The organism is Brachybacterium paraconglomeratum (assembly GCF_003994255.1).
GTDB classification, from domain to species: Bacteria; Actinomycetota; Actinomycetes; order Actinomycetales; family Dermabacteraceae; genus Brachybacterium; species Brachybacterium conglomeratum.
On record NZ_ML133851.1, the window covers coordinates 20,562 to 37,468 of the forward strand.

A 16,907-nucleotide genomic window follows, 5' to 3' on the forward strand; every position below is an offset into this window, starting at 1 on the left:
CGGCAGCTCCTAGAGATCGAGGGTGGGATCGACGGGTGTCGGCCGCGCCGCCCCGGAGGACGGTGAGCGTTCCGCCATCAGGACTCGAACCTGAAACTTCAGAACCAAAATCTGAGGTGTTGCCGATTACACCATGGCGGAGCGCGCCCGTCGCGGAGCGCCGGCGAGCAGGCGCGGGGCACCGCCGGACGGAGCCGACGGGCGCACGGACGCGGGGCGATCCTACCGCCCGGGCGCCCCCGGCCAGCGCCCGTCGACGCGCTCGGGGGCTCCGCTGACCCGCCGGTCACCGTGCGGTCGCCGTGTGGGAGACTCGCCGCATGGCGGAGAACGGGGCCCCTCGCGGTCGGTCGACCCGGATGACGGGCAAGGAGCGGCGGGAGCAGCTCGTGCTCGTCGGCCGGCGGGTGTTCGCCGAGAAGGGCTTCGACATGACCGCGGTCGAGGAGATCGCCTCGCGCGCGAAGGTCTCCAAGCCGATCGTCTACGAGCACTTCGGCGGCAAGGAGGGCCTGTACGCGGTCGTCGTGGACCGCGAGGTCTCCACCCTGCTCACCGCGCTCGAGGAGTCCCTCTCCGATCAGCGCGCCCATCCGCGGATGCTGATGGAGCGCGCCGCCCTCGCCTTCCTCGCCTACATCGACGAGAACGAGGACGGCTTCCGGATCCTCGTGCGCGACTCCCCCGTCAGCCATTCCGTGGGGACCTTCTCCTCCCTGCTCACGGACGTCTCGCGCCGCGTCGAGGTGATCCTGGCGAGGCAGCTGCGGCTGCACTCGTACCCGATCAAGGACGCCGCGCTGTACGCGCAGATGCTGGTGGGCATGGTCGCCTACACCGGCCAGTGGTGGCTCGAGACCCGCAAGCCCTCGAAGGAGGTCGTCGCCGCGCGGATGGTGAACCTCTCCTGGTTCGGGCTGAGCTCGCTGGAGAAGAAGCCCGAGCTGCGCGGGGAGACGAAGGGCTGAGCGTCTCGGCCGGCGCAGCACGTCGCCCGCGTCGCCCGCGTCGCCCGTGTCACCCGTGTCGACCGCGGCCCGGACCGAGAACCTAGACTCGCCCCATGCCCACCACGCCTGCGGACGACGCCGCGCCGCCCCATGACGAGGTCGACCGCGTCCTCGCGGGCTGGGAGCTCGCGCGCGAGGACCTCGACGTCTCGCCGCTGGCGGTCCTCTCCCGCGTCTCGCGCCTGACCCGCTATCTCGAGATCGCCCGGCGCGAGGCCTTCTCCGAGGCCGGGCTCGAGGGCTGGGAGTTCGACATGCTCTCCGCCCTGCGCCGCAGCGGCGAGGACGCTCTCTCCCCCGGCGCGCTCATGCACGAGACGCTCGTGACCAGCGGCACCATGACCACTCGCATCGACAAGCTGGTCACCCGCGGCCTGGTCTCGAAGAACCGCAGCCCGCACGACGGCCGAGCGGTCGAGGTGCGGCTGCGTCCCGACGGCGTGGCCCGTGTCGACGCCGCGATGGAGCGCCTGCTCGAGGCGGAGCGGGAGCTGCTCGGCCCGCTCGCCGCGGCCGAGCAGGCGGAGCTCGCGGGCATGCTCCGCACCCTGCTGCTCACCTTCGAGTCCGACGACCCCCTCGGAGGCTGAGGCCGGCGCACGGCGCCCGGTGAGCGTCCGCTCCCGCGCCGCCCCGGCACTCCCCCTCCGACTCCGCTCCCCGTCCCCCAGGAGGACCCCACCCGCATGGCTCATCTGCTCGGCACCCAGTCCCTCCACGTCGCGCTGCCCGATCGCGTGCTGCTCGACGACGTCACCGTCGGCATCGACGAGGGCGACCGCATCGGAGTCGTCGGCCGCAACGGCGACGGCAAGTCGACGCTGCTGCGCCTGCTCGCCCGCGCGCAGGAGCCCGACGAGGGACGCGTGACGGTGCGGGGCGGGGTGCGCGTCGGCGTGCTGACCCAGCAGGACGAGGCGACGGTCGGGGCGAGCGTCCGCGACCGCGTGGTGGGCGACCGGCCCGAGTACGAATGGGCCTCCGACGCGCGGATCCGCGACGTGCTCGCGGGTCTGCTCGGCGGCATCGATCTCGACGCACCGCTCACGGACCTCTCGGGCGGGCAGCTGCGCCGCGTGCATCTGGCGGAGCTGCTGGTCGGCGACTGGGACGTGCTGCTGCTGGACGAGCCGACGAACCATCTCGACGTCGAGGGCATCGCCTGGCTCGCCGAGCACCTGCGGCGGCGCTGGAGCGCGAAGGACGGCGGGCTCGTGGTCATCACCCACGACCGCTGGTTCCTCGACGCGGTGTGCACCCGGATGTGGGAGGTGCACGACGGTATCGTCGAGCCCTTCGAGGGAGGGTACGCCGCCTACGTCCTCCAGCGGGTCGAGCGAGACCGACAGGCCGCCGCGATCGAGTCGAAGCGGCAGAACCTGATGCGCAAGGAGCTCGCGTGGCTGCGCCGCGGGGCCCCGGCGCGGACCTCGAAGCCGAAGTTCCGCATCGACGCGGCGAACGAGCTCATCGCCGGCGAGCCGCCCGTGCGCGACACGGTCGCGCTGACCCAGCTGGCGACCTCGCGGCTGGGCCGCGACGTGATCGACGTGCTCGACGTCGCCGCCGGCTACGGCGACACGACCGTGCTGGAGGACGTGACCCTGCACATCGGCCCGGCGGACCGGATCGGGATCCTGGGCCCGAACGGCGCCGGGAAGTCGACGCTGCTCGCGCTGATCACCGGGGACCTCGAGCCGCTCGCCGGGCGGGTCAAGCGGGGCAAGACGGTGACGGTGCGGCAGGTGTCCCAGCGGCTCGAGGGGCTGCAGGAGCATCTGGACTCCCGGGTCCGCGATGTCGTGGGGCGATACCGCACCACGTTCACGGCCGGCAAGGACGAGGTCTCCCCCGGTCAGCTGCTCGAGCGTCTGGGCTTCACCGCGGCGCATCAGAAGGTGCAGGTCAAGGCGCTCTCGGGTGGTCAGCAGCGTCGCCTGGACCTGCTGCTGACGCTGCTCGAGGAGCCGAACGTGCTGGTCCTGGACGAGCCGACCAACGACATGGACACGGACATGCTCGCGGCGATGGAGGACCTGCTGGACACCTGGCCCGGGCCGCTGCTGGTGGTATCGCACGACCGCTACCTGCTCGAGCGCATCACGGACACGCAGTACGCGGTGCTGGACGGCACGGTGCGGCACGTGCCGGGCGGTGTCGAGCAGTATCTCGCGCTGCGCGCCGCGAGCGAGGAGGCCGCGGCGGGTTCGGCCTCGAGCAGGGCGACCGGCGCGGGCTCCTCCGGCGCTGCCGGCTCCGGGTCCGGGGCGGGCGGCGCAGGGCCCTCCAGGTCCGGCGGCAGCTCCGCGGTTGCCCCTGCCCTCTCCGGCGCCGAGGCGCATGCGGCGCAGAAGGAGCTCGGCGCGATCGAGCGGCGGATGCAGAAGCTCGAGAAGCAGACGGAGTCCCTGCACGCGAAGCTCGCCGGGCACGACCAGTCGGACTACCAGGGGCTGCAGGAGATCACCGCACAGCTGCAGGAGGTCGAGCGGGAGAACGAGGAGCTCGAGGAGCGCTGGCTGGAGCTGTCCGAGCAGCTCGGCTGAGCAGCTCGTCGGCCGTGGTCCTGGTGCCGTCCCGCTGAGCAGGGCATCGCTCAGCGCCTCCGGCGCATCATCTCCCGCGACTGCCGCGCCGCACGAACCAGTCGCCGGGGCGGCCCGGGCAGCGGCGGGACCGGTGGGGCTCGGGGATGTCCGTGAGCTGGAGCCGCAGAGCGGTGAGAGCACGGTGCAGTGTCATGCCGTCGCCTGCCGACCCGTCTCTCTGCCCGGTCGCCCCGGGTCTGCTCATCTCATGGTCCTCGCCCACGTGCTCGCTCGTCGTGAGGTCGTGGGGCGCTCCGTCATGCGCAGACTGATCGCCTGCCGGGTGCTCTGCGGGCGCACAGCTGCTCAGAGGGGTTTCTCCGGGTGCCGGGGCCTCTCTCGCGCATCGTCGTCGGTAGGTGCCGAGCGGATCGAGGTTGATCGCCCCGCGGGTCGCGCTGCGGCCGTGACGGGTGGTCCAGCGGACGGTGCGGCGCACGCCGTCCTCGTCGCGGACCACGCGTGCGGTCTCCCCGGCGAGCTCCTTCTGGTTGCATGCGGCGCAGAGGCCGTTGCCGTTGTCGAGGGTCGTCTCCCCGCCCTCCGACCAGGGCGTGATGTGGTCGATCTGCCGTATCGGGGCGTCGCAGTGGGGCCCGCGGCAGGTCTGGTGGGCGAGGGTGAGGAACCTGGTCAGCGCTGCGGGGAACGCCCGCGATCGTGACTCCACCGCGACCAGGTCGCCGTGGTCGAGGCCGGCGTAGAGCTGACGGATCGTGAGCGCGAGGTCGGTGTCCTCCTCGGACTGGGCTGCGCAGAGCATCTCCTCGCGCACATGGTCGTAGGGCACGGACCCGAATCCTTCGACCAGGGCGGCGTCGGCGTGCGCGGGGGCGAGGAGGGAGCGGTCGGTGATGACGATCCCGACATCGAGCGTCGTGGGGTCGATGCCGTCGCCGCGGCCGATCAGCGCGTCGGCGAAGAGGTCGGCCATGATCTGCTGGTGCCCGCGCCGGTCCCCCTGGGCGCGGGCGCTCTCGGCCGCGACGTCGAGTCCCTTGCGGATCCGAGCGCCGTCGATGCCGGGGACGAGGGCGGTGATCCGCGCCATCCCGTGGTCGGTGCGCCGCACCGTCACGTGCCGCTCCCGCTTCGCGGCCTGGTGGCGCGCGGCGGCACCGGCAGGGTCGAGGGCGTGGAGGATCCTCGCCGCCTCGTCGCCCCACTGCTGCGGCCCGCACCCTTCGAGCTCGGCGAGCCGGGAGGTGAGGATCGCATCGACCTGTCGACGCTGCTCCGGGGTCGCCGGGCCCAGGACCGAGCCGACCTTGTGGGCGGACTGCGGGAGCATGCGCGCGGAGGAGAGCGCCGAGATCATCCCGGGCATGCTGCCGACGAGCCGGCGGGAGGTCGCCAGCGTGCGCCCTGCGACCGCGCGGGAGGACTTCAGCGCCCGCGACGCTTCGGCGCGGGCCACCAGCGCGGCCTGTCTGGGGCTCTCCTCCCGTCGGAGGCAGTCCGCCTTCACCGCGTCCTCGAGGTGCACCGCTGTCCGCGCGCGCAGCGACTCGAGCGCTCCTTCCAGGCCGACGATGGTCTCGAGGAGCGTCAACGTCTCGTCGATGTCCAGCGAGTCCAGGGGCGCGGAGCCCCGCGCACCGAGCTCGGCGAGGACCTCGCGGGCGGCGAGGAGGTCGAGCTCGCCGATGGTCAGCTGCTCGGCGTCGACCTGGATCGGGCGGTCCGCACGAGGAGGGAGCTCGCCGGCCGGATCCCCGGACGGGCGGAAGTGCTCCCCGGACGGGCGACCATGTTCCCCGGACGGGCGGCCGTGACCGCCGGAGGCGCCGGCGGCACCTTCGGGGATCTCGCGCTCGTTCGAGGATTCCTTCGACATGCCTCAACTTTCGCACGGCCATTCGAGGAAGAGAAGACCCACAATGCAGCTACTGACCAGGAACTTCGCTGTGTGGACAACCCGGACGTGGGGAGGACAGGTCGGCGGTCGCAGCGGGCAGCAGCACCAGCACCCGCCCGCCGAACTGCAGAGACACACCCATCTCAGGCCCTCGACTGCGCGTCTGGATCCGAGGGGGAATGTCAAGCGGCGTCGATTCCTGTGGATAACTCGGCTGCCGTCCACGATCTTCCGCACTGAATTGCGGACAGCGCACTGTGGAAAACCAATACGTGGGGAGGAACCCTCGACACGACGCGGTGGATGACTCCGCTTCGTGGAGGAACCGTCCAAGCCGCACCGGGACGGGGCCGCGCCCGGAGGGGCGGGCCGCAGCCCCGCTCAGCTCTCCTCGAGCACGCTCGCGCCGGGCGCCGAGCCCCGCGCGATCAGGCAGGACTCCACCAGCCCGCCCTCCGTCAGGCCTGCCGCGATGGTGCGCGCGGCGGCCTCGTCCTCGACCAGCGCGGCGACCGTCGGCCCGGAGCCGCTGACGATCGCCCCGATCGCGCCGAGCCGCTCGGCGGCCTCGACGACCTCCTCGAGCCGGGGATGCAGGGCGAACGCCGCGGCCTGGAGGTCGTTGTGGAGGGTGTCGGCGAGCAGTTCGAGGTTGCCGCCGCTGAGCGCCTGGAGCTGTCGCTCGTCGATCTCGGGTCGCTCCGGCGGCACCCGGCCGCCCGCGAGCACGAGCTCGTCGAAGCGCCGGAAGACCTCCGGGGTGGAGAGGTGCCCGCCGGGGACGGCGAGCAGCCAGGTCCACTCGCCGTGGGTGAGCACCGTGGTGAGGTCCGCGCCGTTGCCGCGGCCCAGCGCGGTGTGGCCGAGCATCGAGAAGGGCACGTCGGCGCCGAGCCGTGCCCCGAGCGTGCGCAGCGCCTCGGCGCCGAGGCCCAGCCCCCACAGCCGGTCCAGCGCCACGAGCACCGCCGCCGCATCGGCCGAGCCGCCTGCCATGCCGCCGGCGACGGGGACCTGCTTGCGGACGTGGAGCGCCGCCGCCTCCCGCACCCCGCACTCGGTGCGCAGCAGCTCGGCGGCGCGCAGGGCGAGGTTGGTGCCGTCCAGCGGCACCTCCCCCGGCACCTCGGAGGTGATCTCGAGGCTCATCTCGTCGGCGCGGGTCGCCGTCACGGTCTCGTAGAGGTCGACCGCCTGGAACACCGTCGCGAGCGCGTGGTAGCCGCGGCCGTCCACGCCGCCGACGTGCAGGGACAGGTTGATCTTGCCGGGGGCGCGCACGACCACCCGTTCGAGTGCGCCGCTCACCCCTCGGCTCCCGTCGCGTCGTCCTCGGGCGCGGGGCCCCCCGTCGGACCATCCGTCCCGACCTCGCCCTCGGCCTGCTCCACCGCGGCGTGCGCGATGGCGCGGAACTGCTCGACCTCGAGGGTCTCTCCTCGAGCCGACGGGTCGATCCCGGCGGCGCGGAGGATCTCCTCGGCGCGTGCCGCGGTGCCCGCCCAGCCGGCGAGCGCGGCGCGCAGGGTCTTGCGGCGCTGGGCGAATGCCGCATCGATCACGGCGAAGACCTGCTCACGCTCCGCCGCGGAGCCGAGCGGCTGCTCGTGACGGACCAGCTGCACGAGGGCGGAGTCGACGTTGGGGACGGGCCAGAAGATCTGGCGCGAGATCCGTCCGGCGTGGACGGCCCGGCCGTACCAGGCGGCCTTCACGCTCGGACCGCCGTAGGTGCGCGAGCCCGGCCCGGCGGTGAGCCGGTCGACGACCTCGGACTGCACCATGACCAGCGCCGAGCGGAGCGAGTCGAAGCGCTCGAGCATGGTCAGCAGGATGGGGGTGGCGACGTTGTAGGGCAGGTTCGCGACCAGCATCGTCGGCTCCCCCGCGCGGGGCAGCCCGGGCAGGTCGGTGACCTGGAGCGCATCGGCGTGGACGAGGCGGAAGCGCTCCTCCTCGACGCCGCGGGCGCGCAGGGTGAGAGGGAGCAGCTCGGCGAGGCCGCGGTCGAGCTCGACAGCGACGACGTCCGCCTGCGCCTCGAGCAGGCCGAGGGTGAGGGACCCCAGACCCGGCCCCACCTCGAGCACGGCCTGGCCGGGCTCGACGCCGGCACGTCCGACGATGGTGCGCACCGTGTTCGGGTCCATCACGAAGTTCTGACCGCGCTGCTTCGAGGGGCGGATCCCCGCGGCCTCGGCGAGCTCGCGGATGTCGCGGTGGGTCAGCAGCAGGCCGGCGCCGTCCTGCTCTCCCCCGCGCTCCTGCTCCCCCGTGCTCATGCCGCGGCCGCCTCGGGCCAGCCGTACACGTCCTGGGTGGTGGCGCGCACCGCGCGGCAGGCCTCCTCGAGCGAGGCACCGGTGGTCTCCGCGATCGTCGCCATGGTCAGCGGGATCAGGTAGGAGGAGTTCGGCCGGCCGCGATAGGGCACGGGGGTGAGGAAGGGCGCGTCGGTCTCGACCATGACCTGTCCGAGACCGACCTCGGCGAGCGCGGCGCGGAGGTCCGTCGCGTTCTTGAAGGTGACGGTGCCGGCGAAGGAGAGGTACCAGCCGCGGTCCGCGCACCGGCGCGCGAACTCCGCGTCGCCGGAGAAGCAGTGGAAGACGGTCCGCTCGGGGGCGCCGTCGGCCTCGAGGATCTCGAGCACGTCGCGGTGCGCGTCGCGGTCGTGGATCTGGAGCGGGAGGTCGAGCTCCTTGGCGAGCGCGATGTGGGCGCGGAAGGAGGAGATCTGCGCCTCGCGGGCCTGCTCGTCCTTGCGGGAGGTGCGGAACCAGTCCAGGCCCGTCTCCCCCACCACGACCATGCCGGGGCCGCGCAGCAGCTCCGAGACCTCGGCGATCGCGGCGTCGAGGCCGACGATCCCGCGTCCGTCGTGGTCGTGGCCGCGGGCGTGCAGCGCCGCCTCGTTGGGGTGCACGGCGACGCCGCCGCGCAAGGAGGACGGGCAGTCCGGCGCGGCCAGCAGCGACGCGGTCCAGCGCACCGCCTCGAGGTCGGAGCCGATCGTGATCTGCGCGTCGATGCCGGCGGCGGCGGCGCGGTCCACGTGGTCCTGGACGCTGAGCTGCGTGTCCCCGTCGGCGAAGTCGAGGTGGCAGTGGTTGTCGATCACCGGGTACGGCAGCGGCTCGGGCGCGGGCGGCCAGGAGCGGTCGCGCGTCTTGCCGCGCGGATCGATGTCCTCGCGGTCGCGCACCGGCGGGAGCGCGGAGGCGGGAGTGTTCTCGTGCGGTGACGGCATGCGACCATCGTAGGAGGGTCGCCGCACTGCTCCGCACCGTGTCCTCGGGAGCGCCCCCGCGGCCTGCGGGGCCGACGGCTGTCGCGCTGCCGCGAAGCGCCGCGGAGGCGCCAGACCGGCTGTGTCCTGCACCGCCGGTGTGCTACCTCACGGAGCGCGAGGGCGCGGAGTCGATGCGGATGTGGCAAGATGGGTCGTCGTTGCGCGCCCTTTCGTGCACCCGAGCGCCCCGATCGTCGTGTCCCCGGACACTGCAGCGGGTTCGGGTCGCTGCTCGGGACGGACGCCAACGCCGTTCATCCTCCGGACCGTCCAAGGAGCGTCCCATGGCAGTGCCCAAGTTCAAGATGTCCCGTGCGCGCACGCACTCCCGCCGCTCGCAGTGGAAGGCGAACAACGCCGACCTCGTGCAGGTGACGGTCCGCGGCCGCACCGCCAACGTCCCGCGCCGCCTCGCGAAGGCCTACCAGCGCGGCCTCCTCCAGATCGAGGACTGATCCCGCGCGGGCACTGCCCGCACGCAGGACCTTCGAGAACGCCCCCGGCACCAGGTGCCGGGGGCGTTCTCGCATGCAGGGCCGGCGCGCCACCGGGCGCACAGGCCGCCTGCGCCCTCGCCACCGGCGTCCTCACCGCCGACGGGCGGCGAGCGCGAGGTCGTAGAGCTCGCTCGCGCCGACGCCCTCGTGGACCCGGGCGATCTCCTTCGCCGCGTCCTTGAGCCGCTCCCCCGCGGCCGCCCGCTCGAGCACCTCGTCGACGAGGTCCTCCGCGGAGGCGGCGACCGGCTCGGCCCCGGCGACCACGATCACGATCTCGCCGAGCACCTCGGTGCCCTCCGCCCAACGGACCAGCTCGGCGAGGGTGCCGCGCAGGATCTCCTCGTGCGTCTTGGTCAGCTCGCGGGCCACGGCCGCCCGTCGGCCCTCGCCGAAGGCCTCCGCCATCGCGGCGAGGGTCGCGGCGGTGCGCCGCGGCGATTCGAAGAAGACCATGGTGCGGCGCTCGCCCGCGAGCGGCTCGAGGGCGCTCGCGCGTCGGCCGCCGCGCCGGGGCGGGAAGCCCTCGAAGGTGAAGCGGTCCGGGGCGATCCCCGAGGCGGCGAGCGCGGTGAGCACGGCCGACGGGCCGGGGATCACCGTGACGGGAAGGCCCTCCTCCGCGGCGGCGCGCACGGCCTCGAAGCCGGGATCGGAGACGACCGGCATCCCGGCGTCGGTGACCACCAGGACCCGCTGACCGGCGCGGACCGCCTCGAGGAGCGTCGCGGTCCGCTCGGCCTCGTTGTGCTCGTGGTAGGAGAGGATCCTCGCGCTCGTGGAGACCTCGAGGTCGGTCATCAGCCGGTGCAGGCGCCGGGTGTCCTCGGCGGCGATGAGGTCCGCGGACCCGAGGGTCCGCAGCAGGCGCACCGAGGCGTCCAGGGGGTTCCCGATCGGGGTGGCGGCGAGGGTGAGGACTCCGGGCTCGAGCATCCCGCCATGCTAGTGCCGTCGGTGCCGGTCCTCTCGACGCCGTCGGGCCCCGCGTGCTGTCCGTGCCGCGGCCTGCCGATCACCTAGCATGACCGGGTGCGCACCGAGCTGTCCGAGGAGGAGTCCGCAGCGGGGGCCCGTCGTCGTGCGGCCGTCGAGGACGAGCCGGGCGCGCTGCTGGCCTCATACCGCCGGCGTCTGCGCGCCGTCGACCTGCCGGTCTCGCGGATGGCCTGGGCCGGGGCGATGGCCGTGTTCGGCCTCGCGCTCGTGCTGAGGCTGTGGGGGCTGGGCTCCATCGGGGAGCTGATCTTCGACGAGACCTACTACGTCAAGGACGGCTACACCCTGACCCAGCAGGGCGTGGAGATGGACTGGCCCGAGGAGCCCGATGCGGCCTTCGAGGCCGGGGACGTCGACTCCTACGAGGAGACCGCCTCCTACGTCGTCCATCCGCCGCTCGGGAAGTGGCTGATCGGTGCTGGCATGACGCTGCTGGGAGCGGACAGCCCCTGGGGCTGGCGGATCTCCTCCGCCGTTCTCGGCTCCCTCGCGGTGCTGATGCTGACCTTCATCGCGCGGCGACTGTTCCGCTCCACCACCGCGGGCCTCATCGCGGGGCTCCTGTTCGCCGTGGACGGGATGGCGCTGGTCCATGCGCGCACGAGCCTCCTGGACCCCTTCCTGATGGTGTTCGTGCTCGCCGCCTTCGGCGCGCTGCTCATCGACCGCGACCGGTTCCGGGAGCATCTCGCGCTGACCGCCGCCCGGATGCAGCTGGCCTCCGAGGCGCCGCCCCCGCTCGGGGCCTCAGGCGGGCTGCGGCCCTGGCGGATCCTGGCCGGGGCGCTGCTGGGGGCGGCCTGCGCGGTGAAGTGGTCGGGGCTGTACTTCGTGGCGGTCTTCGGGATCATGACCGTGCTGTGGGACTGGTGGGCGCGCCGCACGATCGCCCAGCCCCGCTGGTTCCTCGTCGGGCTGGTGAAGGACGCGATCCCCGCGTTCTTCGCGGTGGTCGGGACGGCGCTGCTGACCTACCTCGTCTCCTGGGCCGGCTGGTTCGCCTCCTCGATCGGGTACAACCGGCACCTCGCGGCCGACGAGGGCGTCGCCATCGGGTTCGGTCCGCTCGATGCGCTGATCTCGCTGTGGCTGTACCACCGTCAGGCCTACGACTTCCACGTCGGCCTCGACTCCGAGCACCCGTACGCGGCGCATCCCGCGGGCTGGCTGCTGCAGCTGCGGCCGACGAACTTCTACTACCGCTCCTACGACTACGGGGAGAACGGCTGCGAGGTCGCCCGCTGCGGCGCGCACATCCTCGACGTCGGCAATCCGCTGATCTGGTGGGTGGGAGCGCTGGCGATCCTCGTCGCCGTGGTGCTCGGGATCGTGCACCGCGACGGGCGGGCCTGGGCGTCGCTGTCGGGGATCGTCGCCGGCTACCTGCCGTGGCTGCTGTACACAGACCGCACCATCTTCACCTTCTACGCGATCGCCTTCGAGCCGTGGCTGATCCTGTGCCTGACCTATGTGCTCAGCCTCGTGATCGGTCCGCCGGGCGCGGAGCGGGAGCGGCGTCTTGCCGGAGGGCTGTTCGTCGGCTCGCTGCTGGTGCTCATCGTGATGGTCTCTGCGTTCTTCTGGCCGGTGTGGACCGGGCAGGTGCTGGACGTGGAGCAGTGGCAGTACCGGATGTGGCTGCCGTCCTGGACCTGACGGACCGCGGGCGCGCCGGCATCCCGTGCGGCAACCCCGCAGTCCGGTGCATCACGGCCCCTGCCCGCCGCTACGATGACGCCATGGCCACGGACTCCTCAGCGCTGCGAGATCTCGCCCACGACCTCGGTGTCAGCACCCGGTACTGGGGGTGGGACGGCACCGAGAAGGATGTCGCCGACTCCACCCTGCACGCGATCCTCGCCGCGCTCGGCTCCCCGGTCGCCTCCGACGAGGACATCGCCGCCGTCCGCGCCCGCCGCGAGCGCGCCCCGTGGGAACGCACCCTCCCGCCGGTGACGGTGATGCGGGAGGACCAGGCCTCGAGCGTCCCCGTGCACGTCGACCACGGCACCCCCGTCTCCGTGCACGTCCTGCTCGAGGAGGGCGGCCGGGTCGACCTCGTCCAGGGCGAGGACCACACCCCTGCCCACGACCTCGACGGCACGCTGCGCGGTCGCGCCCGCTTCCTGCTGCCGGAGGGGCTGCCGCTGGGCTGGCACCGGCTGGTCGCCGAGACCGCCGCCGGTCCCGCCGAGGCGGACCTCGTGGTCACCCCGGCACGGCTCACCGTCCACGAGCAGTACGCGGCCCGGCGCGCCTTCGGCGTCCAGGCGCAGCTGTACTCGGTCCGCTCCGAGCGGTCGTGGGGCATCGGCGATCTCGCCGACATGCGCGACCTCGCCGCGATCACCGGCGCCCGCCACGGCGCGGACTTCCTGCTGGTGAACCCGCTGCACGCCTCCTACCCGACCCCGCCCGTGGAGCCCTCCCCCTATCTCCCGGTCACCCGGCGCTTCACCGCCCCGCTGTACCTGCGCGTCGAGGACGTGCCCGAGCACCGCTCCCTCACCGAGGTCGCCCGGCAGAAGGTCGAGCTGCTGCGCGGCACGGTCGCGGACCGCAACACGCGCGGGGACCGGCTCGAGCGCGACGCCGTGCTGGAGGCGAAGCTCGAGGCGCTCGAGGAGCTGTTCGCGGTGCCGCTGACGGCGGGCCGGGCCGCGCTGCTGGACGCCTACCGGGCGCGGGAGGGGCAGGGGCTCGAGGACTTCGCCCTGTGGTCCGCGATCGCGGAGTCGGTGCGCGGCACGCCCAGGGAGACCGTGCTGCAGCATCTCGACGAGGCGGTCCTGGAGCAGGCACGGACCGAGCTCGCCGAGCGGATCGAGTTCCACGTCCGCGTGCAGTGGTGGCTGGACGAGCAGATGGCCGCCGCCCAGGCCGCCTCGCGCGAGGCCGGGATGCGGATCGGGATCATGCACGACCTCGCCGTCGGCGTCGAGCAGGTCGGCGCGGACTCCTGGGCGCTGCAGGACGTGCTCGCGCGCGGCGCGACCGTCGGCGCCCCCGCAGACCAGTACAACCAGCAGGGCCAGAACTGGTCGCAGCCGCCCTGGCACCCGGAGCGCCTGCGCGAGGCGTCCTACCGGCCGTGGCGGGACATGCTGCGCACCCTGATGCGGCACGCCGGTGCGCTGCGGATCGACCACGTGCTGGGCCTGTTCCGGCTGTGGTGGATCCCCGAGGGGCACCGGGCGGCCGACGGCGCCTACGTCTCCTACGACCACGAGGCGATGATCGGGATCCTCGCGCTGGAGGCGCAGCGCTCGGGCACCCTCGTCGTCGGCGAGGACCTGGGCACCTTCGAGCCATGGGTCCGGGACTATCTCGTCGATCGCGGGATCATGGGCACCTCGATCCTGTGGTTCGAGTACGACGGCGAGGGGAAGCCGCTGCGCGCCGAGGACTACCGCACCCTGTGCATGGCCTCGGTGAACACCCATGACCTGCCGCCGACGGCCGGCTATCTCGCCGGCGACCACGTCACGCTCCGCCACGAGCTGGGACTGTTGGAGCGGCCGCTGGAGGAGGAGCTCGCGACCGACGCCGCCGGGCGCGAGGAGGTTCTGGACGTGCTGCGGGCCGAGGGGCTGCTGGCCCCGGGCCCGGCGGGCGACGTCGAGGAGACGGTGATCGCGCTGCACCGGCACCTGGCCCGCACCCCGTCGATGCTGCTCGGGGTCTCGCTCGTGGACTGCGTGGGCGAGCGACGGATCCAGAACCAGCCGGGCACCGACGAGGAGTACCCCAACTGGCGGATCCCGCTCGCGGACCCGGCCGGCCGGCCCGTCGGCCTCGACGAGATCGCGACCGATCCCCGCACCGCACGGCTGCTCGCCGCGGTGCGGGAGGGGATCGGCGGGCGCTGAGCCCGCTCTCCCCCGCCCGCCGGGACGCTCGACGACGCAGCCCCGCCTCCCGTGATCGTGGGAGGCGGGGCTGCGTCGTCGGCGGGGCAGGCTCAGGAGGCGGTGACGGTGCCCCACTCCTCGCGCGCCTCGAGGAAGGCGCGGGCCGCGGCATGGGCGCCCTCGAGGCTGTGGTGGGCGCCCCAGCCGCACTGGACCTCGTTCGCGGCAGGGACCTCGTCGGCCGCGAGCAGGTCGCGCAGGGTCGCCTCGAGGATCGGAGCGAAGCCGTCTGCGTCGTGGTCCCCCACCAGCAGCACGTAGAACCCGGTGCGGCAGCCCATCGGGGAGACGTCCAGGACGTCCCCGGAGTGGTTGCGCATGTGCTCGGCCATCATGTGCTCGAGGGAGTGGACCGTCTCGGACTCGAGATGGGCGAGGTTCGGCTGGGTGAAGCGGACGTCGAACTTGGTGAGCACGTCGCCGCCGGGCAGCTCCTTGCGATCGGCGATGCGCAGGTAGGGCGCGGCGACGGTGCGGTGGTCGAGGTTGAAGCTCTCGACGTTCATGCGGGGCTGCTCGGTCATGGTTCTCCTCTGGTCGGGTGTGGGCGGAGGGTTCAGGGGCCGACGGGGCCGGTGCGCCGTCGGCGGGTGCGGAGGCGCGACGCAGGCGCTCTGCGCGGCTCGGTCAGCGGCTCGAGCGGGAGGTGCGGCCGCGGACGACGCCGACGAACTCCTGACGGATCTCGTCGTCGGCCGCGCGCGGCCAGGCGAGCGCGATGCGGGTCGGTTCGCCGTCCCGCAGAGGGAGGGCGACGGCGTCCTTGCGACGGTGGAGGCGGGCGAGGGAGAGCGGGACCCGCGCGAAGCCGACTCCGCTCGCGGCCACGGCGATCCGCGAGGCGGCATCGTCGAGGTGCTCCTGCCGTATCTCGGTCTGCCCCTCGAGGTCGGCCTCGACGATGTCGTCCTGCAGGCTCAGCACGTCCTCGTCGCCGACCACCACGCAGGCGCGCTCCTCCCACAGCGCCACCCGGTGCAGCTGCTCGCCCGACTCCTCCGGCAGCGGGAGGCGCACGAAGCACATGTCGACCTCGCCGCCGATCAGCGCCTCCGTCTGGCGGGACAGCGGCACGGGGACGAGCTCGAGCCAGGCGTCGCGACGGCCGGACTTCCAGCGGCGCAGGAAGCGGTCGGGCTCGACGCCGGGCACGAAGCCGACGCGCAGGGTGGTGTGGTGCATGGGACCAGACTAGGGCCCGAGACGGTCCTGGGTCGTCCCGGGGCTCGTCGGTCGCTCGGCGCGGGCGAGGACGCGCAGCAGGTCCGGGGTGAAGCGCTCGGCGCGGACGAGGTTCAGCATGTGGTTGCCGTAGGGCAGCAGCTCGAGCCGGCCCTGCGGGGCGGCGGCGGCGAACGAGCGCTCGTGCAGGCGCAGCTGCTCGAAGCGGCCGTGGAGGAAGGTCACCGGCACCGGGATGCGGGACAGCTCGCCGCGCAGGTCCAGGGAGGCGACGGCGGCGAAGGCGGGGGCGACCACGTCGATGTCGGCCCGGCCGCCGCGCAGATAGGCGCGGGCCCCGTCCCGGCCCAGCAGCCAGGTGAAGGGGAAGGCCTCGGAGCCGCTGCGCATCGCGGGAAGCAGGTCGGTGGCGGTGATCAGGCGGGCATAGAGCCGGGCGGTGAGCGGGGTGGGCTGCACCGCGGCGCCGCAGGCGACGAGGGAGCCGAGGACGGGTGGTGCGCCGGCCCTGTCGGTGCCTGAGTCGGCCTGGTCCGCCGCGCCGAGCCGCGCCGCGGAGCGGATGGCGAGCATCCCGCCGAGCGAGCTGCCGACGAGGTGGACGGGCAGAGCGGTCGCCTCGTGCGCAGTGCGCGCCGCGCCCTCGATGACGGACTGCGCGGCCTCGAGAGTGAAGGGCTCGCCGCGGCGAGCGCCGTGCCCCGGCAGGTCCGGGGCGAGGACGTGGTGCCCGGCGGCGCGGAGCGCGGGCACCTGCGGGTCCCACTGGCTGTGCGAGGTGCGGGTGCCGTGCACGAGCACGACGGGCCAGGGACGTGCGGGCCCGGCGGGGCCGGACGCGGCGGGGTCGCTCACGCCGGCACCGTCGCCGCCGCGCAGCGGTGCAGCACCTTCGCGAAGCGCTTGGGGCGGGAGAGGTTCGCGATGTGCCCGGCATCCTGCAGGATCACGAGCTCGCCGTCGCGGGCGGCCTCGACGAAGAGCGCCTCGTGGCGGCGGAAGGGGTCGTGCTCGCCGTTGACGAAGGTGATCGGCACGTCGATCGCGGCGACGTCGGAGAGCAGGTCGAGGGCGCCGATCGTGCGCACCACGATGCGGATCACGCCGTGGGCGCGGCCGCCGCCGTAGTACCGCTTCGCGGCCTTGCGGGTGTGGCGCCGGGCGAAGGAGCGCGCGACGCGGGCATCGGAGTCACCGGGCAGCCAGTCCTTCATCGTCATCCACAGCCCGTACACCCGCGCCATCGCGGGTCCGGGCACGATCGTGCAGTCCGCGGCGACGACGCCCGCGAGCCGGCCGGGGTTCGTGCCGGCGAAGTGGAGCGTGAGATAGCCGCCGAGCGAGAGGCCGACGAGCAGCGGCGGCTGCTGGCAGCGGGAGACGGCCTCGTCGATCGTGGCGAGCGCGGACTCCAGGGTGAAGGGCTCGCCGCGGCGGGCGCCGTGGCCGGGCAGGTCCGGGGCGATCACCTCGTAGCCGCGCTCGCGCAGGCGGCGCACCTGGCCCTTCCACATGGTGCGCGAGGAGCGCACGGCATGGATCAGCACGATGCTCCGAGTCACGGCGTCCC

Annotated in this window: 15 protein-coding genes and 1 tRNA gene; 6 read left to right on the forward strand and 10 right to left on the reverse strand. The window is 73.5% G+C overall.

The annotated features are described in order from the left end of the window. Nucleotides 1-69: 69 nt before the first annotated feature. Nucleotides 70-141 (reverse strand) — tRNA-Gln (locus DS079_RS00100). Nucleotides 142-320: 179 nt separating this feature from the next. Between DS079_RS00100 and DS079_RS00105 the strand changes: the two genes are divergently transcribed. From DS079_RS00105 to DS079_RS00115, 3 genes are all read left to right on the forward strand, one after another. Further along, complete coding sequence (locus tag DS079_RS00105; RefSeq protein ID WP_126984321.1) at nucleotides 321-968, forward strand: TetR/AcrR family transcriptional regulator; 648 nt, start codon at nucleotides 321-323, stop codon at nucleotides 966-968. Between the two features lie 95 nt (nucleotides 969-1,063). Continuing rightward, the gene (locus DS079_RS00110) at nucleotides 1,064-1,600 is read left to right on the forward strand and encodes a MarR family winged helix-turn-helix transcriptional regulator (RefSeq protein ID WP_053917517.1); all 537 of its coding nucleotides are present in this window, start codon (nucleotides 1,064-1,066) and stop codon (nucleotides 1,598-1,600) included. 96 nt (nucleotides 1,601-1,696) lie between these two features. Further along, nucleotides 1,697-3,556, forward strand: a complete 1,860-nt coding sequence (locus tag DS079_RS00115; RefSeq protein ID WP_126984322.1) for an ABC-F family ATP-binding cassette domain-containing protein — start codon at nucleotides 1,697-1,699, stop codon at nucleotides 3,554-3,556. A 67-nt stretch (nucleotides 3,557-3,623) separates the two neighbouring features. Here DS079_RS00115 and DS079_RS00120 read toward each other — a convergent pair whose 3' ends face one another. From DS079_RS00120 to DS079_RS00135, 4 genes are all read right to left on the reverse strand, one after another. Further along, nucleotides 3,624-5,435, reverse strand: a complete 1,812-nt coding sequence (locus DS079_RS00120) for an HNH endonuclease (RefSeq protein ID WP_126984323.1) — start codon at nucleotides 5,433-5,435, stop codon at nucleotides 3,624-3,626. A gap of 402 nt (nucleotides 5,436-5,837) precedes the next feature. Further along, entirely contained in the window at nucleotides 5,838-6,764 is a 927-nt protein-coding gene (locus DS079_RS00125) for a 4-(cytidine 5'-diphospho)-2-C-methyl-D-erythritol kinase (RefSeq protein WP_126984324.1), read from the reverse strand. Then, nucleotides 6,761-7,738 carry a 16S rRNA (adenine(1518)-N(6)/adenine(1519)-N(6))-dimethyltransferase RsmA gene (gene rsmA / locus DS079_RS00130; RefSeq protein ID WP_126984325.1) on the reverse strand — a complete coding sequence of 326 codons (978 nt, stop codon included), beginning with the start codon at nucleotides 7,736-7,738 and terminating at the stop codon, nucleotides 6,761-6,763. The genes DS079_RS00125 and rsmA overlap by 4 nt, the downstream gene beginning before the upstream one ends. Next, a complete protein-coding gene (locus tag DS079_RS00135) occupies nucleotides 7,735-8,706 on the reverse strand; it encodes a TatD family hydrolase (protein ID WP_126984326.1) in 972 nt (323 codons plus the stop codon). Before DS079_RS00135 ends, rsmA begins: the two co-directional genes overlap by 4 nt. A 326-nt stretch (nucleotides 8,707-9,032) precedes the next feature. On the opposite strand from DS079_RS00135, the gene rpmF reads away from it, so the two are divergent. Continuing rightward, nucleotides 9,033-9,203 carry a 50S ribosomal protein L32 gene (gene rpmF / locus DS079_RS00140; RefSeq protein WP_010551080.1) on the forward strand — a complete coding sequence of 57 codons (171 nt, stop codon included), beginning with the start codon at nucleotides 9,033-9,035 and terminating at the stop codon, nucleotides 9,201-9,203. A 132-nt stretch (nucleotides 9,204-9,335) separates the two neighbouring features. On the opposite strand, the gene rsmI is transcribed toward rpmF, so the two are convergent. After that, complete coding sequence (gene rsmI, locus DS079_RS00145; protein ID WP_126984327.1) at nucleotides 9,336-10,181, reverse strand: 16S rRNA (cytidine(1402)-2'-O)-methyltransferase; 846 nt, start codon at nucleotides 10,179-10,181, stop codon at nucleotides 9,336-9,338. Nucleotides 10,182-10,277: 96 nt separating this feature from the next. On the opposite strand from rsmI, the gene DS079_RS00150 reads away from it, so the two are divergent. After that, a complete protein-coding gene (locus tag DS079_RS00150) occupies nucleotides 10,278-11,900 on the forward strand; it encodes a dolichyl-phosphate-mannose--protein mannosyltransferase (protein ID WP_164736045.1) in 1,623 nt (540 codons plus the stop codon). Between the two features lie 83 nt (nucleotides 11,901-11,983). After that, complete coding sequence (gene malQ / locus DS079_RS00155; RefSeq protein WP_126984328.1) at nucleotides 11,984-14,113, forward strand: 4-alpha-glucanotransferase; 2,130 nt, start codon at nucleotides 11,984-11,986, stop codon at nucleotides 14,111-14,113. Nucleotides 14,114-14,205: 92 nt separating this feature from the next. Here the strand turns inward: malQ and DS079_RS00160 are convergent, their stop codons facing one another. The 4 genes from DS079_RS00160 to DS079_RS00175 all read right to left on the reverse strand — a co-directional run bounded on the left by DS079_RS00160 (nucleotide 14,206) and on the right by DS079_RS00175 (nucleotide 16,899). Further along, nucleotides 14,206-14,679: an S-ribosylhomocysteine lyase gene (locus DS079_RS00160; RefSeq protein WP_126984329.1), complete on the reverse strand. Its 474-nt coding sequence runs from the start codon at nucleotides 14,677-14,679 to the stop codon at nucleotides 14,206-14,208. A 103-nt stretch (nucleotides 14,680-14,782) separates the two neighbouring features. Beyond that, on the reverse strand, nucleotides 14,783-15,337 hold the full coding sequence (locus DS079_RS00165) for a type 2 periplasmic-binding domain-containing protein (RefSeq protein WP_126984330.1): 555 nt from the start codon (nucleotides 15,335-15,337) through the stop codon (nucleotides 14,783-14,785). A gap of 9 nt (nucleotides 15,338-15,346) precedes the next feature. Continuing rightward, nucleotides 15,347-16,192 carry an alpha/beta fold hydrolase gene (locus DS079_RS00170; protein ID WP_126984331.1) on the reverse strand — a complete coding sequence of 282 codons (846 nt, stop codon included), beginning with the start codon at nucleotides 16,190-16,192 and terminating at the stop codon, nucleotides 15,347-15,349. Beyond that, nucleotides 16,189-16,899: an alpha/beta fold hydrolase gene (locus DS079_RS00175; protein ID WP_126984332.1), complete on the reverse strand. Its 711-nt coding sequence runs from the start codon at nucleotides 16,897-16,899 to the stop codon at nucleotides 16,189-16,191. Before DS079_RS00175 ends, DS079_RS00170 begins: the two co-directional genes overlap by 4 nt. Nucleotides 16,900-16,907 lie beyond the last annotated feature (8 nt).